Below are 24,126 nucleotides of genomic sequence, written 5' to 3'. Positions count from 1 at the left end.
TGTTCGCGAAAATCAATAGATGACGCTCAAAGCGAGGCCGTGATCCCGCCATCCACAAAAACCGTTGTGCCGTTCACAAAGGATGACGCGTCGGAGGCGAGGAAAATACAGGTTCCCACCAGTTCCTCGACTTTGCCCCAGCGTCCGGCAGGCGTGCGGTTTTCCAGCCAGGCCGAAAACTCAGGGTCCGCAACGAGGGCTGCATTGAGGGGCGTATCGAAATACCCCGGCGCCAGCCCATTGCACTGAAGCCCGTATTTCGCCCAGTCGGTGGCCATGCCTTTGGTCAGATTGGCAACAGCGCCTTTGGTCATCGTGTAGGGTGCAATACCCGGACGGGCGAGCGCGGTCTGTACCGAGGCAATGTTGATGATCTTGCCTTTGCCGCGCCCGATCATATGCCGCGCGCAGGCTTGCCCGACGTGAAAGACGCTGGCGATATTGGTCTGCATCAGCCGTTCGAAAGCATCTGCGGGAAAGTCCTCAAGCGGGGTGCGGTGCTGCATGCCCGCGTTGTTCACCAGGATATCGATGGCCCCGACTTCGGCCTCAAAGCCATCGACAGCCGCACGCACGACATCGTGATCGGTCGCGTCAAAGGCCAGTTGGTGTACCGTGCCGCTCAGCTGCTTGGTTGCATCGTCGAGTTTTGCGGTATCGCGGCCGTTCAGGATAACCTCTGCGCCAGCGGCCTGCAGGCCCTTGGCCAGCGCAAAACCGATCCCCTGCGAGGACCCGGTAATCAGGGCGCGACGGCCTGTCAGATCAAATAGGCTCAGTGACATGGTATTCCTCTTTGTGCTCGACAATGCCAATCCGTCCCGCTTATTTTACCGTTAACACTCAAAGTCAAGCAGAGCAGGTCTGGCAGACCACGGCATGACCAGATGAAAGAGGCCTCTATGAAATCGCTTGTGATCCACGCAGCCCGCGATCTGCGTCTCGAAGAGCATGACCCCCAGCAGCCCGGCCCCGGCGAGGTCCAGATCGCACTGGCGACCGGCGGTATCTGCGGATCTGACCTGCATTACTACAATCACGGCGGCTTTGGCACGGTCCGGCTCAGGGAACCGATGATCCTCGGCCACGAGGTTGCAGGCCACGTCACGGCCCTTGGTGAAGGTGTCGACACACTCAAGGTCGGACAGCTCGTGGCGGTGTCCCCGTCACGCCCCTGCCATACGTGTGCGTATTGTCATGAAGGCAAACACAACCACTGCCTGAACATGCGGTTTTACGGCTCTGCAATGCCCTTTCCGCATATTCAGGGCGCGTTTCGGCAGGTGCTGGTCGCCGAGGCCGCCCAATGCGCCCCGGCGGACGGGCTGAGCGCGGGGGAGGCCGCGATGGCCGAACCGCTGGCCGTCTGTCTGCACGCGGTCAGGCAAGCAGGTCCGCTGATGGGAAAGCGCGTGCTGGTCACCGGCTGCGGCCCGATCGGGATGCTGTCGATCCTGGCCGCACGGCGCGCGGGGGCGGCAGAGATCGTCGCCACCGACCTCACCGATTTCACCCTGCAGATGGCCGCCCGGAACGGGGCCGATGTCGTCATTAACGGGCGCGACGATCCGGAAGCGCTGAGCAGCTATCAGGCGGGCAAGGGAACCTTTGATGTCCTGTTCGAATGCACCGGTGTGGCGGCAGCCCTCTCAAGCGGGATCGCGGCCCTGCGCCCCGGCGGGATCATCGTGCAGCTTGGCCTGGGCGGTGACATGACCCTGCCGGTGCAGGCGATGACCGCCAAGGAGCTGGAATTGCGCGGCTCCTTCCGGTTTCACGCGGAGTTCTTCACCGGCGTTGAGCTCATGCAAAAGGGTCTGATCGATGTGAAACCCCTTATCACGCAGACCCTGCCCTTGACCGATGCCGTGGCCGCCTTTGATCTGGCCAGTGACCGCACTCAGGCCATGAAAGCGCAAATCTCCTTTGCGTGAACCGACCCTCTGCCCGCCACCCCTGAACAAGGAACGCACATGCCCAGCGACATCGGATTGATCGGCCTTGGCACTATGGGAGCGGCGCTCGCGCTCAACATCGCCGAAAACGGGTTCGACATTGCCGTCTGGAACCGGACGGCCAAAACCACCGAAACCTTTCATCAGAACGCAGGCGATCTGGCAGCGCGCATTACCCCAACCGAAAGCCTGCAGCAGCTTGTCGGGGCGCTCAAAGAGCCGCGTATCATCATCCTGATGGTCCCTGCCGGTGACCCTGTTGACGAACAGATTTCCGCCCTGCGCCCGCTGCTGGGGCCGGATGATCTGCTGATTGATGCCGGCAATGCGAACTTTCACGACACCAACCGCCGTCTGCGCGCGGCCACCGGGCTCTTCATCGGGATCGGCGTTTCGGGGGGTGAGGACGGGGCGCGCCACGGGCCGTCGATCATGGGCGGCGGCGATCCCGCACATTGGCAGCGCGCCGCCCCGATCCTCGAGGCGATTGCCGTGAAATACGACGGCACAGCCTGCGCGAAATGGCTGGGCGAGGAAGGGGCCGGGCATTTTGTCAAAGCTGTGCACAACGGTATCGAATACGCCGACATGCAGATGATCGCCGAAGTCTACGGCGTGATGCGCGATGGTATGGGGATGACGGCCCCTGACATCGGGGCCGTTTTGTCCCGCTGGAATGATGGGGCGCTGCGGTCCTATCTCGTGGAGATATCCGCAGAAGTGGCCAAGGCCCATGATGCCGCGACAGATCGGCCACTCCTCGATGTTATTGTGGATGCTGCGGGTCAAAAGGGCACGGGTCGCTGGACCGTGATTGAGGCACAGCATCTGGCAGCCCCGATCCCCGCAATTGAAGCAGCGGTTGTCGCGCGAAATCTCTCCTCGCAGCGGAACACGCGCGCGCAGGGCGAGGCAATTTTCGGAGCGGCGCCCCAGGCCCTCGCCGCGGGCACGCTCGACACAGAATGCTTGGCCCAGGCGCTGATCGCCGGCAAAATCCTTTGCTATGCGCAGGGGTTTGGCATGATTGCTGCCGCCGCACAGCAGTTTGGCTGGTCCCTGCCCTTGCCCGAGATCGCCCGGGTCTGGCGTGCGGGCTGTATCATCCGCTCGGATATGCTGGATGATATGGCTGATGCTCTGTCAGAGGATAGCACCCGCAATCTGGCCTTCGCACCCTATTTCGCCAATCACCTCAAGACGAGCCATCAGGCTCTGCGCCGGCTTGTCGCACAGGCCGCTCTGCACGGGTTGGCCGTCCCCGCGCTTGGGTCCGGACTGGCCTATTTCGACACGCTGCGCACCAGCCGCGGCACAGCAAATATGATCCAGGGCCAACGCGATTATTTCGGGCTGCACGGTTTTATGCGTCTCGATGACAATAGCACCGGGCAGCATGGCCCCTGGGCGCAAGAGTGACACGCCCACCACCCCCGAAAGCGGAGTACCCTGCTTGGACCACGCCACTCTTCTCCTGATCGCAACCGCAGCATTTTTGATGTCGGGGGCCGTCAAGGGTATCACCGGCATCGGGCTGCCCACCGCTGCCATTGCCTTCATGACAGTTTTTCTCGATCCGCGCACGGCCATCGCGCTGGTGCTCTTTCCCATGCTGGGGTCGAACTTTTGGCAGATGGCCCGTGGGGGGTACTTCCAGCGAACCGCACGCCGCTACGGCCTATTCGCGGTGATCTTGTTTCTGGGTGTTGGCACAACCGCCTACGCCACGCAAAACACCTCTGACAGGGCATTGCTCGCCATCTTGGGCGTTGCCGTGCTGATCTTTGTCGTTGTCAGTTGGAAAGGGCTGCTGCCCCCGCTTGCGGACCGCTACGACAAGGCCGCCCAGGTTGGTTTTGCCCTGCTGGCCGGGGTGATCGGTGGCATGACTGCCGCCTGGGGCCCGCCCATGGCGATGTATCTGGCAACCAAACGCGTGGACAAAGACGAATTCATCCGCGCCACCGGCTTCATGATCTCCGTCGGTTCATTGCCGCTGGTCTTCGCCTATGCGCAGATCGGTTTTCTGACCGGCCCGCTGGCGGGGGTGTCCTTTGCCATGCTGCTGCCCACGCTCATCGGCTTTTCAATCGGGGAGTTCTTCCGCCGAAAGATGTCGGTGGAAGCCTTTCGCAACGCCATCATGATCCTGTTTTTCTTTCTCGGCCTCAACCTGATCCGCCGTGCGATCTGGTATGTCTGAGCGTCTCAGAAACACGCCTCAAAGAGTTTTCTGGTATTGCTCGGCGTCATCTTGACCGGGTTGCCCCCACAGCTCGGATCTGTCAGGGCCGAGGCAACGAGCGTATCGAGATCGGGGTCCGCTACCCCCAAATCCGTCAGCGTCGCGGGAATGCCCAACTGGGTGTTGAGGTCCTTCACATAGGCGCAGAACCCCTCAAAACCGCCCGAAATGCTGAGATAATTCGCCGCGCGCGCCAGAGGACGGCGCACCTTGGGTTTGTTGAACTGCAAGACCTGCAGCATGACCACCGCGTTGGTCGTGCCATGGTGCGTATGATGCACAGCCCCGATGGGATGCGACAGCGCATGAATCGCCCCCAGACCCTTTTGAAAGGCTGTAGCCCCCATTGCCGCCGCTGACATCATATGCGCGCGGGCGTCGATGTTCTGTCCGTCCTGGAACGCCAGCAGCAGGTTGTCCTTGACCAGCCGCATCCCCTCCAGTGCAATGCCCTGGCTCATCGGGTGGTAGTGCGGCGAACAATAGGCTTCCAGACAATGGGCAAAGGCGTCCATGCCGGTGCCCGCCGTAATCGCAGGCGGCATGCCCACGGTCAGTTCCGGGTCACAGATGACCACCTCTGGCAACATGTGGGGGTGGAAAATGATCTTCTTTTCATGGGTCGCCGCATTGGTGATGACGCTGGCGCGCCCGACCTCTGATCCGGTGCCTGCGGTGGTGGGCACAGCGATGACCGGCGCAATGGTCGCCGCATCAGCGCGCGTCCACCAGTCCCCGATATCCTCAAAATCCCACAGAGGTCGCGTTTGCCCCGCCATGAAAGCCACCGCTTTACCCAGATCGAGGCCCGAGCCACCGCCAAAGGCCACCACGCCGTCATGCCCGCCGGCGCGGTAGGCCTGCACGCCCGCCGCCACATTCTGCTCCGTAGGGTTCGGATCGACATCTGCAAAGAGCGCCCGGCCCAGACCAGCCGCCTCCAGAAGGTCCAATGCCCGCGTGGTGATCGGCAGATTTGCCAATCCCTTGTCCGTGACAAGCAAGGGGGCCTTGATATCCGCCGTGCGGCACGCTTCCCCCAACTCGGAAAGGCGGCCCGCCCCAAAACGTATTGCAGTCGGATAGGACCAATTGGCAGTCGGCGTCATCTCAAACCCTTTCAGTGACCAGAAGTATTTGGCACAGATACGGGGCCCGCAGCAAATTGCCAACCACGAGATCGCCAGTTGTCCAGGCGGTTCTCAATGCTCAGAGCCGGTTGCAAGATGCTGAACGAATTTTCCACAACATCCGCGCGTCACAACAGGCGGCAGCACTGCGTCTTTCAAGAAAGAAAGACGCAGGACATGACGTGCGGCGCAGCCGCGCCGTTTCAAAGCTGGCGAGTGTCAGACCGCGCCGGTGTATTCCCCCCGCGCCGGATAGTCGTTCTGAATAGCGAAATCCAACGCACCCATAAGCTCCGAGAAATGCGGGCGCACGAAAGGCATGGTCTGGACGGATCCGTAATAAAGCGTCTGCGCGGGCGTTATCATAAAGAGCCCCGGTTCGGCAAACAGGGCGGGTTCTTCAATGCCAATCGATGTCTTGCCGCGCGACGTCGAAATATAGAGCCCCCACTCCCGCGCCTTGGTCAGGCTGAGGTCATATCCCATCCGCAGGGTCTTGGCGTTCATCTTTTCGGCCATCTGCTGGGTCCGCTCAAGACCATCGGTGCTCAACGCCACGGTCTTCACACCGCGCTCTTCAAAGCCTGGGGTCAGCTTTTCCAACTCAGCGAGGTAAGTTGCACAGAGCGGGCAGTGCAGCCCGCGGTAAAAACAGACAACCGTGCCTTTCTCGGCGGCATCATTCGACAAATCGAAAGGGCCATGTTCCAGTGTTGGAACCGTCAGATCAGGTACTTTTTGGCGAGGCAGTAGCATGGGAGGACTTTCTGTTGTTGATGCCGATACTGTTTCACGCAGAGTCCTGAAATGCCAGCACCCCGCAATCACAACCAGTTGTACCCGACAGGCGGCACCGGACAGGCTGGCCGGCCTGCCACCCGCCACCAGATGCACCAGACCGACGGTGCTGTCGCCCACTTGTACCTTTGCGTCATGGTCAGAAATCCCCGCGCAGGCCCGGTGCAAACTGGCTTTCCCTTGCCCTTCCCCCGCAAGGACAGATATAGCCCGCTCATCCCGCACCGCAGAGGACCCCCGTGCCATGCCCTTTAACAGATCTCTGAAAATTGCCCCCTCCATCCTGTCCGCAGATTTCGCCAACTTCGGCGCGGAATGCGAAGCGATTGAGGCGCAGGGCGCGGATTGGGTGCATGTGGATGTGATGGACGGACACTTCGTGCCCAATATCACCTTCGGCCCGGCCACCTGTGCCGCCATCCGCCCCCACATCAGGGGGGTGATGGATGTGCATCTCATGATCACGCCGATTGATCCCTTCATTGACGCCTTTGCAAAGGCGGGGGCTGACGTCATCACCGCGCATGTCGAAGCCGGCCCGCATATTCACCGCACCGTTCAGGCCATCAAGGGGGCCGGTGCGCAGGCAGGTGTCGCGCTGAACCCCGGCACCCCGGCCCCGGCGGTGGAGCATCTTCTGGATATGGTCGATCTGGTCTGCGTCATGACGGTGAACCCTGGATTTGGCGGCCAGAAATTCATCCACAGTCAGGTGGAAAAAGTGCGTCAGCTGCGCGCCATGATCGGTGACCGTCCTGTCCACATTGAAATCGATGGCGGTGTTGATCCCTCGACAGCGCCGCTTGTCGCTGCGGCCGGCGCGGATGTGCTTGTGGCCGGATCAGCGGTGTTCCGGGGCGGCTCGGTGTCTGATCCTGCCCCCTACGGCACAAATATCAAGGCGATCAGGGACGCGGTGCTCACGACAACGGTTTAAGCCCTCCCTGCAAATCACTTTGGTCTCCCCCAAGATGCATTCGGGGCTATCGCTGGTAGATAAAGCAGCGCCCCGGCACGGCATCTTCCGGCAGGTCGATTTCCTTGAGCGTCTCAAAATACATCCGGTCGCTGGAGACCATCAGGCCCCCCGTGGCCAACAAAGGCTCGACCAGCGGCGACACACGCCTGGCAAAGATATCGTTCTTTTCCGCACTGTGACCGCCCAGATCCGCATGGATCAAACGGACAGTGGCGCCAAAACGCGCCAGCGCCTCCGGCAGGGTGTCAAAGACATCGCCCAGCACGGTGAGGTTCCCTGCGGGCGTGCTATCGGGGTGAGAGGCCACCGCCCTCTCGAACACATAAATCTCCCGGTCGGGCATGATTTCGAGCATATGGTGATAAGTGCGCCCGTTGCCCAGCCCCAGCTCAAACACGGGACCCGTCAGATCTGCAGTCAGGGCCGCAGCATGATTGAGACAGGCCCGCTGGGACATCATGCGATCAATAAACAGGTCAAGGCGGCTCATGACAGGGTCCTTTCTTCAGCATTTGCGGCTCCCATGCCCTCTTTTGCGGATAATTGACAGCCCAAAGACCTCGAATGCTCTGGATGCTGGACCTGAAGCAGGAAATCGCGTTGACTATATATGGCGGAGAGTCGCCGACAGAACCGGACCCCGAGAGGAAGTGATCGAAACGTTATGACTCCGCTGCTTGATGTATCTGATCTGAGCATTTGCTTTGGCGCGGCAGACCCGGTCGTACGCAATGTGAGTTTTTCGGTGATGCCGGGGGAAACGCTGGCACTGGTCGGTGAGAGTGGCTCTGGAAAAACCATCACCTGTCGATCCGTGCTCCGTATTCTGCCGGACACCGCCCACATATTGAGCGGCTCGATCCAGTTTGCCTCTGAAACAGGTCCGCAGATGGATTTGCTGCACCTCAGTGAACGCGCCATGCGCAGCCTGCGCGGCGATCAGATTTCGATGATCTTTCAGGAGCCCATGCGCTCCCTGTCGCCCCTGCACAGGCTTGGCGATCAGGTTTCGGAGGTTTTGATGCTGCACCGGGATATGAGCGCCAGCGCAGCCAAGAAGGCGGTGCTGGAAACCTTTGAGCGGGTCGGTTTTCCCGATCCGGAACGGGTGTGGAAATCCTATCCCTTCGAGATGTCGGGCGGCATGCGGCAGCGCGCGATGATTGCCATGGCGATGGTGGCCAAGCCCGAGTTGTTGATCGCGGATGAGCCGACAACGGCGCTTGATGTGACCACCCAGGCGCAGGTTCTTGGCCTTATCAAGGATTTGCAGAGCGAGATCGGCATGGCGGTTATTCTGGTCACCCATGATCTGGGGGTGGTCGCCAATATGGCGGATAGCGTGGTGGTGATGAACAAGGGGCGCGTGATGGAAAGCGGCCCTGCCCCCGCAGTTTTGGGGGCCCCTGCCCATGGCTACACCCAAAAGCTCTTTGCAGCCGCACCGGCGATCCCGAAGGTCGCCGCACCGACGCGTGCTGAAAAGCGCAATGACACGATTCTGGAGCTGCGGAACGTCTCAAAGACCTACACGATGCGCGCAGGGGGGTGGCGCAAACCGCAGGTGGTGACGGCCTGCCATGAGGTCAACCTGACGCTGGAGCGCGGCAAGACGGTCGCGGTCGTGGGCGAAAGCGGATCGGGCAAGACCACCTGTGCACGGATTGCCCTGGGAGCAGAGACGCCGGATCAGGGGGGAGAAGTTCTTTTTCGGCCGCGGGCAAATGAGACGCCGATCAGGGTGCATGCCATGTCGCCTGCAGAGCGTATCGGGTTTCAACGGCAGGCCCAGATGGTGTTTCAGGACCCTTATTCCTCCCTGTCCCCGCGCATGCGCATCCAGCAGACCATGACCGAACCGATGGATATCCATGACCTCGGCACCAAGGCGGAACGGTGCGACAAGGCGGTGGAAGTGTTGGAATGGGTGGGGCTTGATGCGTCAATGCTGACGCGCTACCCGCATGCGTTTTCGGGCGGTCAGCGACAGCGGCTGTCGATTGCGCGGGCGCTGACGCTCGATCCGGTTCTGCTGGTCTGTGATGAGCCCACATCGGCTTTGGATGTTTCCGTGCAGGAACAGATCCTGTGCCTTCTCGAAAACATTCGGGACCGAATGGGGCTGAGCTATCTCTTTATCAGCCATGATCTGGCGGTCGTCGCGCGGATCGCCGATGAGGTGGCCGTCATGCGTCAGGGGGTCGTTGTCGAACAGGCGACCCCGGATGCGCTCTTTTATGCGCCACGACACCCCTATACCTGCGCGTTGATCGCAGCCCAGCCGGAACCCGACGTTAACAGGCCGATTGACCTCAATTTGGTTGCCAAAGGGGCAGGCTCTCCTGCAAGCTGGCCCGAAGAATTCAGATTTGAAGGCATTGCCGCCCCCGCTTTGACTGAGCTTGCCCCCGGCCACAAGGTACGTTGTCATGTTTAGAATTTTCTATTGCTGTCTCTCGCTTTTGATCTTTATGCAGCCGGTGCAGGCCGCCAGCCCGGCCGCCCCCGAAGAAAGCAGCTTCTGGGCCATGGAGGTCTCAAGCGGCAACCTGCCGCCGGTTTCGGAACGGCTGCCGCTCGATCCCCTGATCGTCGATCTCGAAGCCAAGGGCCGCAGCTTTGGCCAACAGGGAGGCACCCTGCGCACGCTGGTTTCACGCTCCAAGGACGTGCGCCAGATGGTAGTCTACGGCTACGCGCGCCTGGTCGGATACGACAGTGATTACAACCTCTACCCCGATATTCTGCGCGCCGTAGAGGTTGAGGAGGGGCGCAAATTCACGTTGCGTCTGCGCCGCGGACATAAGTGGTCAGACGGGCATCCCTTCACCTCGGCGGATTTCGAATATTATTGGAAGCACGTCGCCCTGAACGATGAGTTAAACCCCTCCGGGCCATCTCACAACCTCATTGTCGACGGTGCTCTGGCCGAGATGTCCTTTCCGGACGCCCATACGGTGGTAATCGAATGGCCCACACCGAACCCGGGATTTTTGCAGCTTCTGGCACAGGCCAGCCCTTTTTACATCTATCGCCCGGCACATTACCTCAAACAGTTTCACGCAGATTTCACCGATAAAACGACATTGAGAAAAGCGATCAAGAAAGCGCGGGTCCGGACCTGGGCCGCGCTGCACAATGACCGCGACAACATGCATAAGTTCGATAATCCGGCCCTGCCAACCCTGCAGCCCTGGATGAACGCCACCAACAACAACAGCACCCGTCAGTTGTTTGTACGCAACCCCTACTATCACCGCATTGACGCGCGGGGCGTTCAGCTTCCCTATATCGACGTTGTGAACATGACGGTCGTGGGCGGCGGTCTGATCGCGGCCAAAGCGAACGCGGGCGAGGTCGACCTGCAAGCGCGCGGTCTGGATTTTCCCGACATCTCAATTCTCAAAAAAGGCGAGGTGGACGGCGCGGGGTACAAGACCCTGCTGTGGGCCAATGGGGCCGCCAACCAGATCACGATTTACCCCAACCTCAATTTTGCCGACCCCGTCTGGCGCGAGGTCATCCGCGACGTCCGCTTTCGGCGCGCCCTGTCGATGGGCATTGACCGGCGGATGATCAATCGCGCGCTTTACTTCGGGCTGGCAACCGAAGGCGGCATGACCGCGCTGCCCGACAGCCCGTTTCACGACACCGCCAATCTCTACCGGTGGTCGGTCTATTACCCCGCCAAAGCCAATGCGCTGCTCAATGAGATGGGCCTGACGGAGCGCACAGCGGACGGCACCCGCCTGCTGCCGGACGGTCGACCGATGGAGTTCGTCATCGAAACGGCGGGCGAGCGTAAGGAAGTGGAAAATGCGCTGGCCATCATCACGGATACCTGGCGCGAGATCGGCATCAAGCTCGTGATGCGGCCGCTTGATCGGGATATTCTGCGCAACCGGGTGTATTCCGGCGTCAGCATGGCGGCGGTCTGGTTCGGCTGGGACAACGGGTTGCCGCAGCATTATACGCCGCCAGAGTATCTCGCCCCCAAGCATCAGGAGTTTTTTGCCTGGCCCAAATGGGGGCAGTATTATCAGACCAGCGGCGAAGTGGGCGAGCCGCCCGATATGCCCGAGGCTGAGCGACTGATGCAGCTCAGCTACGACTGGGATCACACCACCGATGTAAAGGAACGCGGCGCCATCTGGCGCGAGATGCTCAGGATTCATGCGGAAAACCAGTTCGGCATCGGTATCCTCTCACAGGCCCCCCAGCCGGTTGTGGTCTCTGAAAAGCTGCGCAACGTGCCGGAAAAGGGAAAATGGGCGTGGGACCCCGGTGCGCATTTCGGGATCCACCGGATTGACGAATTCTTCTACGAAGACCCGTTTCAGCAAATCACCCAATGATGTTTCTGCGCTACGCGATCTATCGGTTTATAACGATGCTGCTGACGCTCTGGGTGGTGTCGATCCTGATCTTTGTCATCATCAACCTGCCCCCTGGCGACTATCTGAGCAACCAGATCGCAGAACTGCGCGCCACCGGCCAGGCCGAGGGCGTTGCCAAGGCAGAGTTTCTGCGCACCGAATACGCCCTCGACCGCCCCGTCTGGCATCAATACCTGATCTGGGTCGGCATGGCGCCGGGGCCGCAGGGCTGGTACGGGCTCATTCAGGGCAACTTTGGCTGGTCTTTCGAGTTTGACCGCCCCGTCAGCGAAATCGTCGGCGACGCATTGTGGCTCACCGTGCTGGTCAATCTGGCCGCCGTTCTGTTCGTCTATCTGGTTGCCTTGCCGCTGGGGGTCCTTGCCGCCGCCAAATCGGAAACCTGGATTGATTACAGTGCTGCCTTTGTGGGGTATCTGGGGCTGGCCACGCCGAACTTTCTGCTCGCGTTGATGCTGTTTTATTACGGCAACAAGTATTTTGACCTGCCGATTGGCGGGCTGATGGACCCGCGCTTTGAGGGTGAGCCAATGTCCTGGGAGAAGGTGCAATCGGTCCTGTTGCACCTGATCGTGCCAACCTTTGTCATCGGCACCTCCGGCGCCGCCGCGATGATGCAGCGGCTGCGGGCAAACATGCTGGATGAATTGAGCAAACCCTACGTCGAGACCGCCAAGGCAAAGGGCCTCGCCCCCGCCAAACTGCTGGCAAAATACCCGCTGCGGATGGCGTTCAACCCCTTTGTGGCAGATATCGGTAACCTGCTGCCGGCCATGATCTCGGGCTCGGTCCTGGTGTCGGTGGTGCTGGGTCTGCAGACCATCGGGCCGTCCCTGCTCACGGCCTTGAAATCACAAGACCAGTTCCTCGCAGGCTTCATCCTGATGTTTGTGGCCCTTTTGACGCTCATTGGCACGATGATCTCTGATTTGCTGCTTGTACTGCTTGATCCGCGCATCCGGTACGGAGCACGCAGCGGATGAGCAGACTGCCAGATGGTCGCTATGTCGACGACGCCCCCTACTCGGACGAGGTTGATCTCAGCGCGCTCGAACGCTCGGACATGGACGCGTCCAACTGGGTGCTTGTCTGGCGCAAATTCAAACGGCACAAACTGGGTCTGATTTCGGGGGTTTTCCTGCTGCTCTGCTACCTGATGCTCCCCGTGGCGGGGTTCATCGCCCCCTATACGCCAAATGAACGCAGCGCGGATTACCTCTACGCGCCGCCGCAGTCGATCAACCTTTGGCACAATGGTCAGTTCATCGGCCCCTATGTCTATCCGATCGACGCAACCGCCGATCTGGTGAACTACCGCTGGAGCTATGAGACCGACACCTCCACGCCGATGCCGCTGGAGTTTTTCTGTGAAGGTCAGCGGTATAACCTCTTTGGCTTCATCCCGTCCGACACACATCTCTTCTGCGCCCCCGAAGGCGCCACGGTCTTTCTCTGGGGCTCCGACAGGCTGGGGCGCGACGTCTTCAGCCGCATTCTCTATGGTGCCCAGCTTTCTTTGACGGTGGGCCTGATCGGGATCACGGTGTCTTTTGCGCTGGGGATCTTTTTTGGATCGATTGCGGGGTACTTCGGCGGCAAGACCGACTGGTTCATCAACCGCATGATCGAAATCCTGCGGTCCTTGCCTGAGCTGCCCCTCTGGCTGGCGCTCTCTGCGGCGGTGCCATCGAATTGGGGGCCGGTGGCGGTATTTTTCATCATTTCCATCATCCTGGGCATTCTGGACTGGCCGGGGCTCGCGCGGGCGGTGAGGTCAAAGTTTCTGTCGCTGCGCGAAGAGGAATATGTGCGCGCGGCAGAGATGATGGGAGCGAAACCCGGTCGCGTGATCCGACGGCACCTGCTACCCAATTTCATGTCGCACCTGATCGCCTCTGCAACCCTGTCGATCCCGGCGATGATCCTTGGAGAGACCGCGCTGAGCTTTCTGGGGCTGGGGCTGCGCGCCCCTGCGGTCAGTTGGGGCGTGATGCTGAATGATGCGCAAAACCTCGCCTCGATCGAGATCTACCCCTGGACGGCGATCCCGATGTTGCCGATCATCTTTGTGGTGCTGGCGTTCAACTTTCTGGGTGACGGTCTGCGCGCCTCGCTGGACCCCTACAAGGACTAAGCGCTAGCGATCATCGCCATCTTCGACGCCACCCTCCAGCATGTCCTCTTCGATGGAAGCTTGTGCCGCGGCAGTAATCGCCTTCTTGTCGTCTTCCGACAACTCATCCACCTTGCCGTCAGCCAGACGTACGGTGACTTCCTTGTGGGCAAAGTGAATGCCCTCCCGCTCGAAAAGACTGCGGATTTCTTCGTAGACCTTCTTGCGCACCAGCCACTGATCGCCGGGTTTCGTCATGAACTTGACCCGGATGATCATCGCACTGTCCTGCATTTCGATCACGCCTTGTGACTTCAGCGGTTGAATGAAATTGTCCCCGATCACCGGATCGTCCAGCAAAGCGATGCCCAGGTTCTTGATAAGCTTGCGCACCTTTTCCACGTCGGTGTCATAGGTCACGCGCAGCGGCAGTTTCATGATGACCCAATCGCGCGAATAGTTCGTCATCACCTGAATTTCGCCAAAGGGAATGGTATGCAGGGCTCCCAGGTGATGGCGCAGCTGAAAAGAACGGACCGAGATCTTTTCGACCGTACCCTTCACCCCGCCCACGTCGAGATATTCGCCCTTGCGAAAGGCATCATCAAACAGAAAGAACCCGCCCGAGAAGATATCGCGCACCAGCGCCTGAGACCCGAAACCGACGGCAACGCCCACGACCCCTGCGCCAGCAAAAAGCGGGCCCACGTTGATGCCCATTTCCATCAGGACAATCAGCAGAATAGTGACCATCAGCACCACGAGGATGAAGTTCCGAAAGAGCGGCAGTAAGGTGGCCAGCCGAGACGCCGAACTGCCGCCGCCCTCGTCGCCCAATTCGGCCTCTACGCCGTTGCTCTGTTCTTCTTCGATCTTCTTGTCGATCCAGATGCGGAAGACATGATAGACGATGTACCCGATAAAGAGGATCACCATGACGTCCAACAGCCGGTTGGCAAAGCTTTCCACCATCTGCGTGCTGTTGTTGTCCCAGATGTAGAAAAACGCATAGATACCCGCCACAAAGGCCAGAATGCCTGCAATACGACGCGCCAACCCCTCAAAGGTATTCATCCGCTGGGGCGGCGGCAGAGGTGCCGGAGCCGCCTGCGCCGCGCTCTCTTCGGGCCCCTGGCCCTCGATGCCAATCGGCAGTGGCGCGGTGTTCACCGTGCGGATCGCGCGGGCGCGGGCAAAGCTGCGTTCGATGACAAAGTTGATTACGCCGTAGACCACCAGGATCGACAGCAGGATGGCATAGGCGCCTGCAATCAGCGGGGCTTTGGGCGGATCACCGATCACCAGCCCGTAGGTCCCCTGGACCCAGGCGTAGAGGATGTAAAAGATGGCTGCGGCCAGCCAGACCGACGAGATGATTTTGACGACGGAGGTACGGCTTTCGCTGGGGGCCCCTTGTCGGATGGCATGGGTCAGCGGGCGGCGCATCACCAGCAGCATGAGGATGTTCAGCAAGACCACGATGGCCCCCGACACGGCTGCCATGAAAACATAGACATCGTAGTTGAGTCCCAACTCCTTGACCCAGGTGGTAAAGAGCAGCCGAAAGATGTCGAACGTCCCCAGCGCCACCAGCCAATAATACAGATGCCGCGCATCCCGTGTGCTAAGGAGCGGGATACGGTACTGCGGCAGATAGGGCGACAGGATCATACGCCACAGCCCCGCGACCAGCCTGCTCAAAAAATAGGCGGTATTGATAATGCCCACCGTGAACTGCATGCCTGCGTCTTCCAGCGGGCCGAAAACGGCCGCCCCAATGATATAGGCCACCGCCATGGAAACCAGGATGCCGATGACGCCCATGAAAAAGCGAAAGACAAGAAACGGCATTTTTTCGGCGTATCCGACAGGGTCGTCTTTACTGCGGGAAACAACGAACCCGCGTGCGATGTACCGACCGTAGACCTTCTTTTCAACGATCATTCCGATGCCGAACAGAAAAAGCGATGTATAGAGCGCTGTGAAAAAAGCCCAGATGGTGCCATCGGGGCTGGTCGCGCGCAGAATATACAGCACCTCATTGAAATCATTTGGAAAATCCAGAAACCGCTGTATCAGTGTGGCCCGAAATTGAACCAATGTGTCCTGGGTCTGCATCAGGGCGGAACTGCCGGCCTGCACCGGGGGGGCATTGGCCGGTGGGTCGGGCTCGGCAGCCGTGGAGACGATGTTACCATTGGTATCGATCACCACCACGCCAACGCCGTTTTGCGCGGCCTTTTCCATGATGTCCGAAATCCGGTCCGCACGCTCTTCTTCGGCCTCGGGTTCATCGGATTGAAACAGCGATCCAATGCCTTGCGCCTGCAGGGTTTCCGGCGCAAAAGCCAGCAACAAGACTGAAAAGGAAAGGAAAAGAGCAATAAAAGGCGCGCGTATCACATTGGTCGTCCAAATGAATTCGTATAGGTCAACGGTAGGTGAGCGAGGCGCACAATGCAATTACACATCATCTCGAGCGGCAGTGTGCATTCGTGTTTTGCACCCCTGGGATATTTATGCCAGAAAGTGCGTGCTCTACCAAAAACCCAGGCATCACGAACCAAGGACCGGCCTATGTGCCAACGACATACCCCTGCGACCTGGGTTACGGTCCACCCCCGCCAAAGCGGTTACAAAGCCCATCAGATGCGGCGCGGTGTAAAGGCTTCGACAAGATGAACTACCAGACCAAGTGCGCCACCCCTCAGGACCATGCGCCACGTCATGACGGCAGAGACCCCGAGCGCCCCAAGCGCGTCATGTTCTATAGTCATGACACCTTTGGTTTGGGTCACCTGCGCCGGTCGCGGACGCTAGCATCCTCGTTGACAAAGGCAGACCCGGATGCGTCCGCCATCATTCTGACGGGCTCGCCCGTGGCGGGGCGCTTTACCTTTCCCGAACGCGTTGATCACGTGCGCCTGCCCGGCGTGACCAAGCTTTATGACGGCTCTTATATGAGCCAGACGCTGGGTCTGGATATCGACGAGACAACAGCGCTGAGATCTGCGCTGATCCAGGGCACGATTGAGCAGTACGACCCTGATCTGCTGATCGTCGACAAAGAGCCAACCGGGTTTCGCGGGGAGCTGCTGCCGACGCTTGAGTGGTTGGTGGCACGCGGCAAAACCCGGCTGGTGCTTGGGTTGCGCGACGTGCTTGATGAAGCCAGGGTGCTGGCCGCCGAGTGGGCTCGCAAGGGATCGGTCGAGGCGACCGAGCGGTTTTACGATGAGATCTGGGTCTATGGCCCGAAATCGGTTTATGATCCCACCGAGGGCCTTCCGCTCAGCGCGCAGACACGGTCGCGGATCCACTGGACAGGCTATCTGCGCCGCGAGATTACGGACCAGGCCGAAACACCGGACACGCCCTATATTCTGGTCACCCCTGGCGGGGGTGGCGACGGATCAACGATGGTCAATCTGGTGCTGCAGGCTTATGAGCAAGACCCAACGCTGCGCCCCGACGCGGTCCTGGTTTACGGCCCGTTCCTGTCGGGCGAGGTGCGCGATGCCTTCGAGCAGCGGGTTGCCAAGCTGAATGGCCGCGTAAGCGCGGTTGGCTTTGACGGCCGGATCGAGTCGCTCTTTGCGGGGGCGCAGGGGGTAATCTGCATGGGCGGCTACAATACTTTCTGCGAGGTTTTATCCTTTGATCAGCGCGCCGTCATCGTGCCCCGTACGGTCCCGCGGCTGGAGCAGTGGATCAGAGCCTCCCGCGCCGAAGAGCTTGGGTTGGTCCGCATGCTGGATGAGACCCGGGACGGTATGACACCGGAGGCAATGATCGGCGCGATCCGGGGACTGGCGGGTCAGGCGAAACCCTCCGAGGCGGGGGCCGAGGGTCTGCTGGAGGGGTTGGACGTCGTGGTTACCCGCGCGGACGCGCTGATGGCGAGGCCATGACATCAAAACCGGCGCGGCTTGCGGTCGTGGTCAAAGGGTGGCCCCGCTTGTCAGAAACATTTATCGCCCAGGAGCTGGCAGCGCTTGAGCAAGCAGGGCTCGTGTTTGAAATCTGGTCACTGCGCCACCCGACGGATACCAAGACGCATCCCCTTCATGACCAGATCAGGGCGCCCGTGCACTATCTGCCCGAGTACCTCAAAGACGCGCCGTTGCGCGTGTTGCGCGCGGTGTTGTCCGCGCGCCAGCTGCCGGGATTTAAAGCAGCCTGGCGATGCTTTCGCGCCGATTACGCCCGCGACCGCACGCCAAACCGGGCCCGCCGTTTTGGTCAGGCCTGCGTCCTGGCGCGGGAACTGCCCAGCGACGCGGCAGGCATCTACGCGCATTTCCTCCACACCCCGTCGTCCGTGGCGCGCTATGCCGCCATTCTGCGCGGTCTGCCATGGTCTTTTTCAGCCCATGCCAAGGATATCTGGACCTCACCCGACTGGGAGCTGCGCGAAAAACTGTCGGGGACGACCGAGGGGGCGGCCTTCGGCGCAACCTGCACCGCCTTTGGAGCGGCGCATCTGCGCCACCTTGCAGACACCCCCGACCGCATTGATCTGGTCTACCACGGGCTTGATCTGAACCGGTTTCCCCCGCCCCCCGCGCGTACCGCGCGTCCGCCCGAAGCGCCGCTTGCCCTGATGTCGGTGGGACGGCTGGTGGAAAAGAAAGGCTTTGACCGGCTAATTGCCGCTTTGGCGCTCTTGCCCGGGGATCTGGACTGGCACTGGACCCATATCGGCGGCGGCGCCCTCAATCAGGACATGCGCGCGCGGGCCGAGGCCGCAGGCATCGCGCCGCGCATCACCTGGCGCGGGGCCTGCGACCAGCCGCAGGTGATCGCACAAATGCGGGCGAGCGACCTCTTTGTCCTGCCCAGCCGCATCGCCGCGGACGGGGATCGTGACGGGTTGCCAAATGTTCTGATGGAGGCGGCAAGTCAAAAGCTGCCGATCCTCTCCACCGCTGTCTCCGCCATTCCGGAATTCATCGAAAACGGCATCCATGGCATGCTGACCGATGACAGCCCTGAAAGCCTCGCGGCTGCAATCAGAGCTTTCGCGACGCGCCCGGAGGCCGGTCCCGGCATGGCGGAGGCTGCATATGCGCGGCTCAAGACGGAGTTTCGGATGGAGCCGGGCATCGCGCAGCTGACCCGCCGGCTGAACCGGATGATGGATGGCGCACCATGATCCGCGCTGCTTTCTACGCCCCGATGAAACCACCCACGCATCCTGTGCCCTCCGGCGACCGCACAATGGCACAAGCCATCTTGCAGGCGCTGAGCTTGGGCGGCATTGACACCGATCTGGCCTCGGAACTGCAAACCCGCGATGGCGCAGGCGACGCGCAGGTTCAGGCGGCCCGGCACGAAAAGGCCGCTCGCGAGGTGGCGCGACTTATCCCGGCGGGCCAGGCGGCGGGTTGGCGTGTCTGGATCACCTATCACAACTACTACAAGGCCCCCGATCTGATCGGGCCTGTCGTCGCGGACGCGCTGAAAATCCCCTACCTGCTTGTTGAAGCGACCCGCGCCCGCAAAAGGCTGCAGGGCCCCTGGGCCGGTTACGCGCAGGCAGCGGAAGCCGCAACCGACGCCGCAGCGATCGTTTTCTACCTGACCTCCCACGACAGCGCCGCGCTGCAGGCTTATGGTGCCGCGTCACAGCGCCTTGTCCACCTGCGCCCCTTTCTGCCCCGGAAAGACCTGCCGCCGACACCAACGACAAAGCGCAAAGGACTGCTGAGTGTGGGGATGCAGCGCCATGGCGACAAGCTGGCCTCCTACCGTCTGATTGCAGACAGCCTCGCCGCCTTGAAAACGGAAGGTTGGACGCTGAACATCGCAGGCGATGGCCCCGCCCATGCGGAGGTCAAGACGATGATGGCCCCGTTTGGCAAGCAGGTCGCCTTTCTGGGGGCACTGCGGCCCACGGAAATGCAAAGGGCATACAAGGATGCCGCCCTGCTGCTTTGGCCCGGCGTGAATGAAGCCTTCGGGATGACCTACCTTGAGGCGCAGGCGCAGGGGCTACCGGTCGTGGCCCAGGACCGTCCGGGCGTGCGCGACGTGCTGGCTCCCGGTGCGGCCTACCCCGACCCGTCGCTTGGCGCACCGGCGCTGGCCGCGCGGCTTGATTTCCTGCTGGCAAACCCGAAACTCATCGCGCATCTTGGGGCCGAAGCCCGGCAGCACATCGCAAGACATCACCTGCTGGGACCCGCGGCAGAGACCCTGAAACAAACCATCATCGAGGTTCTGCAATGATCCGTCTGGCGCTCATCCGACACGGGCATACCGCCTGGAACCGCGCAGGCCGCATACAGGGGCGCACGGATATCCCGCTCGATCCGGACGCGGCCCGGCATCTTGCCACGCTTGCCCTGCCAGCACCCTGGAACACTGCAGCCCTTGTCTCGAGCCCCCTGCGGCGCGCGGTTGAGACCGCAGAGCTTATCAGCGGTAAAACACCTGTGAGCCTGCCCGCGCTGATCGAAATGGATTGGGGGGTCTGGGAGGGCAAGAAGGGGCGCGATCTGCTGGCATCATCGGGCAGTGGCTACCGCCATATCGAAGACTGGGGATGGGCCTACCGCCCCCCAGGCGGCGAGAGCCCGGCGGATGTCCGCGCCCGTTTGCAGCCTTGGCTCGCAAGCCTCGGGACCGACACTGTCGCGGTCTGCCATATCGGGATCATGCGGGTGCTGATGGCGGACGCCACCAGGTGGGATTTTGATGGCCCGGCACCGTTTCGCATCAAGCGGGACCGGCTTTTCGTGTTGGAGATGACGGAGGGCGGGCTACGCGTTGCGGGTGAGCCGATCAGGCTGGAAGCGCGCACGGCATGAAAGTTCTGATTGTCGTGACGCATCTTTTGGGCAGCGGTCATCTGGCGCGTGCGCTGGTTCTCGGGCGCGCATTTGCAGCGGCGGGCCACGAGATCACGGTCGTGTCCGGCGGCCTGCCTGCGCGCCATCTCAATGCCGAGGGTATTGATCTGGTGCAGCTCCCCCCGCTCCAATCGGACGGGACGCATTTCACCAGGTTGCTTGATGATGAGGGCCAGCCCGCGTCACAGACCCTGCTCACGGCGCGACAGGACAAGTTGCGCGCCCTCCTGGCCGACCAGAGACCGGATGTGGTTATTACCGAACTCTTTCCCTTCGGCAGGCGCGTTTTGGCCGCGGAATTTCGCACGCTTCTGGAAGCCGCCGGGCGGCAGATACCAAAGCCGCTGATCTGTGCCTCCATCCGCGACATCCTCGCCCCGCCCTCGAAACCTGCCAAAGCAGCCAGCACCGCGCAGATGATTTCAGATTGCTATGACGCGGTTCTGGTGCATTCGGACGCGGCGCTGACCCCGCTGGGGCTGAGCTGGCCCTTGACGGACGCGATATCTGAAAAACTGCACTATACCGGTTTTGTCGCCCAACCGCCCGCCGGACCGCATCCGCAGGGACTGGGCACAGACAGGGTACTGGTCAGCGCGGGGGGCGGCAATGTCGGTCAAACGCTCTACCAAACGGCCATTGAAGCGGCCCGCATCGACGCCCCCCGGCAATGGCATCTTCTGGTGGGAGGCGTCGAGGCCGAAGCGCGCTGCGTCCGACTGCGGGAGCAGGCCCCGCAGAACGTCACGGTGGAACCCGCGCGACCGGATTTCCGGCAGATGCTGCACCATGCCAGCGCCTCCGTCTGCCTGTGCGGCTACAACACCGCACTCGATGTCCTGCAGGCGGGAACGCCGACAGTCTTTGTTCCCTTCGACGATGGCGGCGAGGTGGAGCAGTCCCTGCGCGCAAAAGCACTGGCGCGTCTTGACGGGATCGTGGTGCTGAAATCAGCCGATCTCTCCGCCTCAAGGCTGGTGCAGACCCTGCGCGCCGCGACCGCTTCTCCGCCCCGTCCGGCGCGCACCCAGGGCCTGAAAGGAGCTGTCTGCAGCGTCTCGATTGTTCAGCACCTCTTGGAAAGGCATCGCGATGAAGCCTGACTGGACACCGCTGCGCCATGCGCTGCAAGAGTATCGCCGCAGTGGCCTGAACCTGCCTGTTTGGTGGCGGGATGATGACGTGACAGCCCCAAGCAGCCCGCTCGATCAATTACACCGTCTTGCCGAAAGCCTCGATTTTCCCGTGCATCTTGCGGTGATCCCCGGCGTTGCGCAGGAAACCCTGGCGGAATTGACCGCCACCTCAGATCACATGGTGCCGCTCGTGCACGGATGGCTACACCAGAACAACACCCCCGCCGGGGCCAAGAAGGCCGAATTCGGCCTTTACACTAAAGACGGTGCGGACAATCTGACCCTGGCCCTCACCCAGATGCGCAGGCTTTTTGGAGAGCTTTTTCTGCCGGTCTTTGTCCCGCCCTGGAACCGGATCGACCCTGTTTACGCGGATTGCCTTGGTGCCGCAGGGTACCGCGGCCTGTCAACGTTCACCGCCCGCAGCGCCCCTATGGCAGCGCCCGGTCTGGTGCAGATCAACACGCATATCGACCCTGTGGACTGGCACGGCACCCGCAGCCTGAAAGACCCCGATCTGCTGATCTCACAGACCGTTGATGTCCTGCTGGCGCGGCGCACGGGTGCAGCGGATCCCGCAGAACCTCTGGGCTATCTCACGCATCACCTTATTCACACTGCCGAACTGTGGGATTTCTCGCACAGTTTCCTGCAGGAGATGCTGGACGGAGGTGCGGCGGTGCAGCCCATCACCCCCCTTTTGGAGACAGGCACATGAGCCGACTGGAATCGATGCAACGCCGGATAACCGCCCAGATCGACGGGTTGAACTGGGCAGCGGCCCGCATCGCGGATCTAAGCGGGGAGGTTCTCGAACTCGGGCTGGGGAATGGTCGGACCTATGACCATCTGCGGGAAAACCTCCCCGACCGGCGCATCTGGGTGATTGACCGCGTGCTGCAGCCCCACCCGTCCTGCATGCCGCCCGCAGAAGACTTCCTGCAAGGCGAAGCCGATGAGATGCTGCGCGCACTTGCACATCGCGGCGTGCGGGCCGCGCTTGCGCATTACGACTTTGGTTATGGCATCAAGGAAAAGGACGTGGCAGAGGGGGCGCGGCTCTCTCCGCTGATTGCAGCCCTGATGGTGCCGGGTGGTATTGTTGTCAGCCAACAGCCCCTGACAGGGTTCCGGCCGGTGAGAGGGCCGGACACCATCGCCCCTGACCGATATCACTTTTACCAGGCCCTGTAAGTTGCCGGGAACCTTTTCCACAATGTGACGTTGTCTTTTGACATCGCACAGAAGAGAGGATCCAAAGATGCTGAGAATTGTTACATTTGCCGTTGTCCTGACCGCGCTCGCCGCCTGCGAAACGACAAAAGGTGTTGGACGTGATGTTCAGGATGCGGGGCAGGCACTGGATGATGCGATTGACGGCTAAGCCCATCAGCTGATCCCAAGCAACCATATGAGCGAGAAAGCGGCCTCAGAGCCGCTTTTTCATTCTCCCGAACGCCTTGGGGAGCGTTGCATTGGACGATGCGCCACCGATCCATACGGTCCCCGCGCCCGCACGCAAGCATTCTGCGGAAAGTGCGCCCACCTCAGAAGGGATGAGAGATCGGGTAACAGGGCCATAGCATGACTGATACCGCACGCGGTCAAGGATGATTTTTCGCGTGAATCCCCCTGCAAATAGGGTATAGAACGTCCTGAAAAACCACTTCGAAAAGGACATCCCCATGGTGAGAATTGCCGTTCTTCTAGGCGTTATTCTGGCGCTTGCCGCCTGTGAAACAACCAAAGGCATCGGACGCGATGTGCAAAATGCAGGCAACGCGCTCGACCGCACCTTTTAAAGGCACGGCCTTTCAGACATCGCAACGCCGCCCCCGCAGCGGGGCGTCATCCGACAACCCGTTCTACTTTGCGCAGGTCTTGCAGAGGGCGGCATCCGGCACCGCGTCAAGGCGCGCGTCCGAAATCGGCTCACCGCATTTCAGGCAGTCGCCGTAGGTGCCGTCCTCAATCCGTGCCAGGGCCGCGTCAATGCGCTTGAGCTCGGCCAGTTCCACATGACCCAGCGCTTCCAGCACCTCATCGCCCTGCCGCTCGGAGGAGCGATCCTCCCAGTCTTTCGGCATGGGCTTGTCCAACGCGTGTTCGATCTCCGACAACCCGCCCGCAAGCTCATCCCGGCGGGCGCGTAGTATCTGTTCCTGAACCTTGATATCCATCTTGGTACCTCCTCTGATGTTCTGGGCAGGCTGTCAGGCCTTGGCGCATGTGACATTGATGTGGGTCAAGACACGCGTCAGCTCACGATCTTGTTGGCAATAACGTAGGAGACGGGCAAGGCAAGGACGGCCCCGGCAGCCGCTGCCGCGACGATTGGGACGACCCCTGAGGCTCCCATAACGAGCACGGCAATCACACCGGCCCCCGCCAGAGTAGGGGCAACGATGGCATAAAGCATACTGGCAACACGAAGCATAAAAGAACCCTCCTTTCACCGGTTCTGCGCGCACCCTATCCGGGGGCGTGGGACGCGGCTTTGATGTGGGTCAAAGCGGGGT

Annotated in this window: 25 protein-coding genes; 17 read left to right on the top strand and 8 right to left on the bottom strand. The window is 61.1% G+C overall.

Translation table 11 applies throughout. From position 1 onward, the window contains the following. Positions 1-26 precede the first annotated feature (26 nt). Positions 27-785: an SDR family oxidoreductase gene (locus H7847_RS22345; protein ID WP_227271710.1), complete on the bottom strand. Its 759-nt coding sequence runs from the start codon at positions 783-785 to the stop codon at positions 27-29. Positions 786-902: 117 nt separating this feature from the next. On the opposite strand from H7847_RS22345, the gene H7847_RS22340 reads away from it, so the two are divergent. The 3 genes from H7847_RS22340 to H7847_RS22330 are packed head-to-tail and all read left to right on the top strand — an operon-like array spanning position 903 to position 4,158. Further along, positions 903-1,934: an L-idonate 5-dehydrogenase gene (locus tag H7847_RS22340; protein WP_227271709.1), complete on the top strand. Its 1,032-nt coding sequence runs from the start codon at positions 903-905 to the stop codon at positions 1,932-1,934. 39 nt (positions 1,935-1,973) lie between these two features. Beyond that, positions 1,974-3,374 carry an NADP-dependent phosphogluconate dehydrogenase gene (gndA, locus tag H7847_RS22335; RefSeq protein ID WP_227271708.1) on the top strand — a complete coding sequence of 467 codons (1,401 nt, stop codon included), beginning with the start codon at positions 1,974-1,976 and terminating at the stop codon, positions 3,372-3,374. A gap of 34 nt (positions 3,375-3,408) precedes the next feature. After that, positions 3,409-4,158 (top strand): sulfite exporter TauE/SafE family protein, encoded by a 750-nt coding sequence (locus H7847_RS22330; protein ID WP_227271707.1) that lies wholly within the window; start codon positions 3,409-3,411, stop codon positions 4,156-4,158. A 5-nt stretch (positions 4,159-4,163) separates the two neighbouring features. On the opposite strand, the gene H7847_RS22325 is transcribed toward H7847_RS22330, so the two are convergent. Together H7847_RS22325 and H7847_RS22320 are read right to left on the bottom strand one after the other, a co-directional pair. After that, the gene (locus H7847_RS22325) at positions 4,164-5,309 is read right to left on the bottom strand and encodes an iron-containing alcohol dehydrogenase (protein ID WP_227271706.1); all 1,146 of its coding nucleotides are present in this window, start codon (positions 5,307-5,309) and stop codon (positions 4,164-4,166) included. Between the two features lie 240 nt (positions 5,310-5,549). Further along, entirely contained in the window at positions 5,550-6,086 is a 537-nt protein-coding gene (locus H7847_RS22320; RefSeq protein WP_227271705.1) for a peroxiredoxin-like family protein, read from the bottom strand. 286 nt (positions 6,087-6,372) lie between these two features. Here H7847_RS22320 and rpe point away from each other — a divergent pair, with 286 nt between their 5' ends. Next, a complete protein-coding gene (gene rpe / locus H7847_RS22315) occupies positions 6,373-7,065 on the top strand; it encodes a ribulose-phosphate 3-epimerase (RefSeq protein ID WP_227271704.1) in 693 nt (230 codons plus the stop codon). A 46-nt stretch (positions 7,066-7,111) separates the two neighbouring features. Here the strand turns inward: rpe and H7847_RS22310 are convergent, their stop codons facing one another. Next, positions 7,112-7,597 carry a class I SAM-dependent methyltransferase gene (locus H7847_RS22310; RefSeq protein WP_227271703.1) on the bottom strand — a complete coding sequence of 162 codons (486 nt, stop codon included), beginning with the start codon at positions 7,595-7,597 and terminating at the stop codon, positions 7,112-7,114. A 174-nt stretch (positions 7,598-7,771) separates the two neighbouring features. Between H7847_RS22310 and H7847_RS22305 the strand changes: the two genes are divergently transcribed. From H7847_RS22305 to H7847_RS22290, 4 genes are read left to right on the top strand one after another with little or no spacing between them, the layout of a single operon-like run. Continuing rightward, the gene (locus tag H7847_RS22305; protein ID WP_227271702.1) at positions 7,772-9,544 is read left to right on the top strand and encodes an ABC transporter ATP-binding protein; all 1,773 of its coding nucleotides are present in this window, start codon (positions 7,772-7,774) and stop codon (positions 9,542-9,544) included. Then, positions 9,537-11,462, top strand: a complete 1,926-nt coding sequence (locus H7847_RS22300; RefSeq protein WP_406676033.1) for an ABC transporter substrate-binding protein — start codon at positions 9,537-9,539, stop codon at positions 11,460-11,462. Before H7847_RS22305 ends, H7847_RS22300 begins: the two co-directional genes overlap by 8 nt. After that, the gene (locus H7847_RS22295; RefSeq protein ID WP_227271701.1) at positions 11,459-12,487 is read left to right on the top strand and encodes an ABC transporter permease; all 1,029 of its coding nucleotides are present in this window, start codon (positions 11,459-11,461) and stop codon (positions 12,485-12,487) included. The genes H7847_RS22300 and H7847_RS22295 overlap by 4 nt, the downstream gene beginning before the upstream one ends. Continuing rightward, complete coding sequence (locus H7847_RS22290; RefSeq protein ID WP_227271700.1) at positions 12,484-13,638, top strand: ABC transporter permease; 1,155 nt, start codon at positions 12,484-12,486, stop codon at positions 13,636-13,638. The genes H7847_RS22295 and H7847_RS22290 overlap by 4 nt, the downstream gene beginning before the upstream one ends. Positions 13,639-13,641: 3 nt before the next feature. Here the strand turns inward: H7847_RS22290 and H7847_RS22285 are convergent, their stop codons facing one another. Both H7847_RS22285 and H7847_RS26865 read right to left on the bottom strand, forming a co-directional pair. Continuing rightward, the gene (locus H7847_RS22285) at positions 13,642-16,017 is read right to left on the bottom strand and encodes a mechanosensitive ion channel family protein (RefSeq protein WP_227271719.1); all 2,376 of its coding nucleotides are present in this window, start codon (positions 16,015-16,017) and stop codon (positions 13,642-13,644) included. Between the two features lie 245 nt (positions 16,018-16,262). Further along, positions 16,263-16,394 carry a hypothetical protein gene (locus tag H7847_RS26865; protein ID WP_264479680.1) on the bottom strand — a complete coding sequence of 44 codons (132 nt, stop codon included), beginning with the start codon at positions 16,392-16,394 and terminating at the stop codon, positions 16,263-16,265. On the opposite strand from H7847_RS26865, the gene H7847_RS22280 reads away from it, so the two are divergent. From H7847_RS22280 to H7847_RS22240, 9 genes are all read left to right on the top strand, one after another. Continuing rightward, entirely contained in the window at positions 16,380-17,528 is a 1,149-nt protein-coding gene (locus H7847_RS22280) for a glycosyltransferase family protein (RefSeq protein WP_227271718.1), read from the top strand. The two genes, H7847_RS26865 and H7847_RS22280, sit on opposite strands and share 15 nt — an antisense overlap. Beyond that, on the top strand, positions 17,525-18,772 hold the full coding sequence (locus H7847_RS22275) for a glycosyltransferase family 4 protein (protein WP_227271699.1): 1,248 nt from the start codon (positions 17,525-17,527) through the stop codon (positions 18,770-18,772). Before H7847_RS22280 ends, H7847_RS22275 begins: the two co-directional genes overlap by 4 nt. Next, complete coding sequence (locus H7847_RS22270) at positions 18,769-19,848, top strand: glycosyltransferase family 4 protein (RefSeq protein ID WP_227271698.1); 1,080 nt, start codon at positions 18,769-18,771, stop codon at positions 19,846-19,848. Before H7847_RS22275 ends, H7847_RS22270 begins: the two co-directional genes overlap by 4 nt. Beyond that, a complete protein-coding gene (locus H7847_RS22265; protein WP_227271697.1) occupies positions 19,845-20,429 on the top strand; it encodes a histidine phosphatase family protein in 585 nt (194 codons plus the stop codon). Before H7847_RS22270 ends, H7847_RS22265 begins: the two co-directional genes overlap by 4 nt. Further along, the gene (locus H7847_RS22260; RefSeq protein ID WP_227271696.1) at positions 20,426-21,574 is read left to right on the top strand and encodes a glycosyltransferase family protein; all 1,149 of its coding nucleotides are present in this window, start codon (positions 20,426-20,428) and stop codon (positions 21,572-21,574) included. Before H7847_RS22265 ends, H7847_RS22260 begins: the two co-directional genes overlap by 4 nt. Continuing rightward, a complete protein-coding gene (locus tag H7847_RS22255) occupies positions 21,564-22,325 on the top strand; it encodes a polysaccharide deacetylase family protein (protein ID WP_227271695.1) in 762 nt (253 codons plus the stop codon). The genes H7847_RS22260 and H7847_RS22255 overlap by 11 nt, the downstream gene beginning before the upstream one ends. Further along, entirely contained in the window at positions 22,322-22,801 is a 480-nt protein-coding gene (locus H7847_RS22250; RefSeq protein WP_227271694.1) for a class I SAM-dependent methyltransferase, read from the top strand. The genes H7847_RS22255 and H7847_RS22250 overlap by 4 nt, the downstream gene beginning before the upstream one ends. Before the next feature lie 67 nt (positions 22,802-22,868). Next, positions 22,869-22,991, top strand: a complete 123-nt coding sequence (locus H7847_RS22245) for an entericidin A/B family lipoprotein (RefSeq protein WP_227271693.1) — start codon at positions 22,869-22,871, stop codon at positions 22,989-22,991. Between the two features lie 301 nt (positions 22,992-23,292). Beyond that, positions 23,293-23,409, top strand: coding sequence for an entericidin A/B family lipoprotein (locus H7847_RS22240; protein WP_227271692.1), 117 nt, complete (start codon positions 23,293-23,295; stop codon positions 23,407-23,409). 63 nt (positions 23,410-23,472) lie between these two features. On the opposite strand, the gene H7847_RS22235 is transcribed toward H7847_RS22240, so the two are convergent. Next, entirely contained in the window at positions 23,473-23,787 is a 315-nt protein-coding gene (locus H7847_RS22235; protein ID WP_227271691.1) for a TraR/DksA family transcriptional regulator, read from the bottom strand. Between the two features lie 77 nt (positions 23,788-23,864). Further along, on the bottom strand, positions 23,865-24,044 hold the full coding sequence (locus H7847_RS22230; RefSeq protein WP_227271690.1) for a CTP synthetase: 180 nt from the start codon (positions 24,042-24,044) through the stop codon (positions 23,865-23,867). Positions 24,045-24,126 lie beyond the last annotated feature (82 nt).

Source organism: Roseobacter weihaiensis, assembly GCF_020622345.1.
Lineage (GTDB): Bacteria > Pseudomonadota > Alphaproteobacteria > Rhodobacterales > Rhodobacteraceae > Roseobacter > Roseobacter weihaiensis.
The sequence above is the reverse complement of the archived record's forward strand: the minus strand, read 5'-3'. Positions and strand labels throughout refer to the sequence as shown.

Bases quoted from the DNA above. Each gene is read 5' to 3' on its own strand.
- H7847_RS22345 (WP_227271710.1), bottom strand. From the start codon at position 785: ATGTCACTGAGCCTATTTGATCTGACAGGCCGTCGCGCCCTGATTACC.
- H7847_RS22340 (WP_227271709.1), top strand. From the start codon at position 903: ATGAAATCGCTTGTGATCCACGCAGCCCGCGATCTGCGTCTCGAAGAG.
- gndA (WP_227271708.1), top strand. From the start codon at position 1,974: ATGCCCAGCGACATCGGATTGATCGGCCTTGGCACTATGGGAGCGGCG.
- H7847_RS22325 (WP_227271706.1), bottom strand. From the start codon at position 5,309: ATGACGCCGACTGCCAATTGGTCCTATCCGACTGCAATACGTTTTGGG.
- H7847_RS22320 (WP_227271705.1), bottom strand. From the start codon at position 6,086: ATGCTACTGCCTCGCCAAAAAGTACCTGATCTGACGGTTCCAACACTG.
- rpe (WP_227271704.1), top strand. From the start codon at position 6,373: ATGCCCTTTAACAGATCTCTGAAAATTGCCCCCTCCATCCTGTCCGCA.
- H7847_RS22310 (WP_227271703.1), bottom strand. From the start codon at position 7,597: ATGAGCCGCCTTGACCTGTTTATTGATCGCATGATGTCCCAGCGGGCC.
- H7847_RS22305 (WP_227271702.1), top strand. From the start codon at position 7,772: ATGACTCCGCTGCTTGATGTATCTGATCTGAGCATTTGCTTTGGCGCG.
- H7847_RS22300 (WP_406676033.1), top strand. From the start codon at position 9,537: ATGTTTAGAATTTTCTATTGCTGTCTCTCGCTTTTGATCTTTATGCAG.
- H7847_RS22295 (WP_227271701.1), top strand. From the start codon at position 11,459: ATGATGTTTCTGCGCTACGCGATCTATCGGTTTATAACGATGCTGCTG.
- H7847_RS22290 (WP_227271700.1), top strand. From the start codon at position 12,484: ATGAGCAGACTGCCAGATGGTCGCTATGTCGACGACGCCCCCTACTCG.
- H7847_RS22280 (WP_227271718.1), top strand. From the start codon at position 16,380: ATGTTCTATAGTCATGACACCTTTGGTTTGGGTCACCTGCGCCGGTCG.
- H7847_RS26865 (WP_264479680.1), bottom strand. From the start codon at position 16,394: ATGACTATAGAACATGACGCGCTTGGGGCGCTCGGGGTCTCTGCCGTC.
- H7847_RS22275 (WP_227271699.1), top strand. From the start codon at position 17,525: ATGACATCAAAACCGGCGCGGCTTGCGGTCGTGGTCAAAGGGTGGCCC.
- H7847_RS22270 (WP_227271698.1), top strand. From the start codon at position 18,769: ATGATCCGCGCTGCTTTCTACGCCCCGATGAAACCACCCACGCATCCT.
- H7847_RS22265 (WP_227271697.1), top strand. From the start codon at position 19,845: ATGATCCGTCTGGCGCTCATCCGACACGGGCATACCGCCTGGAACCGC.
- H7847_RS22260 (WP_227271696.1), top strand. From the start codon at position 20,426: ATGAAAGTTCTGATTGTCGTGACGCATCTTTTGGGCAGCGGTCATCTG.
- H7847_RS22255 (WP_227271695.1), top strand. From the start codon at position 21,564: ATGAAGCCTGACTGGACACCGCTGCGCCATGCGCTGCAAGAGTATCGC.
- H7847_RS22250 (WP_227271694.1), top strand. From the start codon at position 22,322: ATGAGCCGACTGGAATCGATGCAACGCCGGATAACCGCCCAGATCGAC.
- H7847_RS22245 (WP_227271693.1), top strand. From the start codon at position 22,869: ATGCTGAGAATTGTTACATTTGCCGTTGTCCTGACCGCGCTCGCCGCC.
- H7847_RS22240 (WP_227271692.1), top strand. From the start codon at position 23,293: ATGGTGAGAATTGCCGTTCTTCTAGGCGTTATTCTGGCGCTTGCCGCC.
- H7847_RS22235 (WP_227271691.1), bottom strand. From the start codon at position 23,787: ATGGATATCAAGGTTCAGGAACAGATACTACGCGCCCGCCGGGATGAG.
- H7847_RS22230 (WP_227271690.1), bottom strand. From the start codon at position 24,044: ATGCTTCGTGTTGCCAGTATGCTTTATGCCATCGTTGCCCCTACTCTG.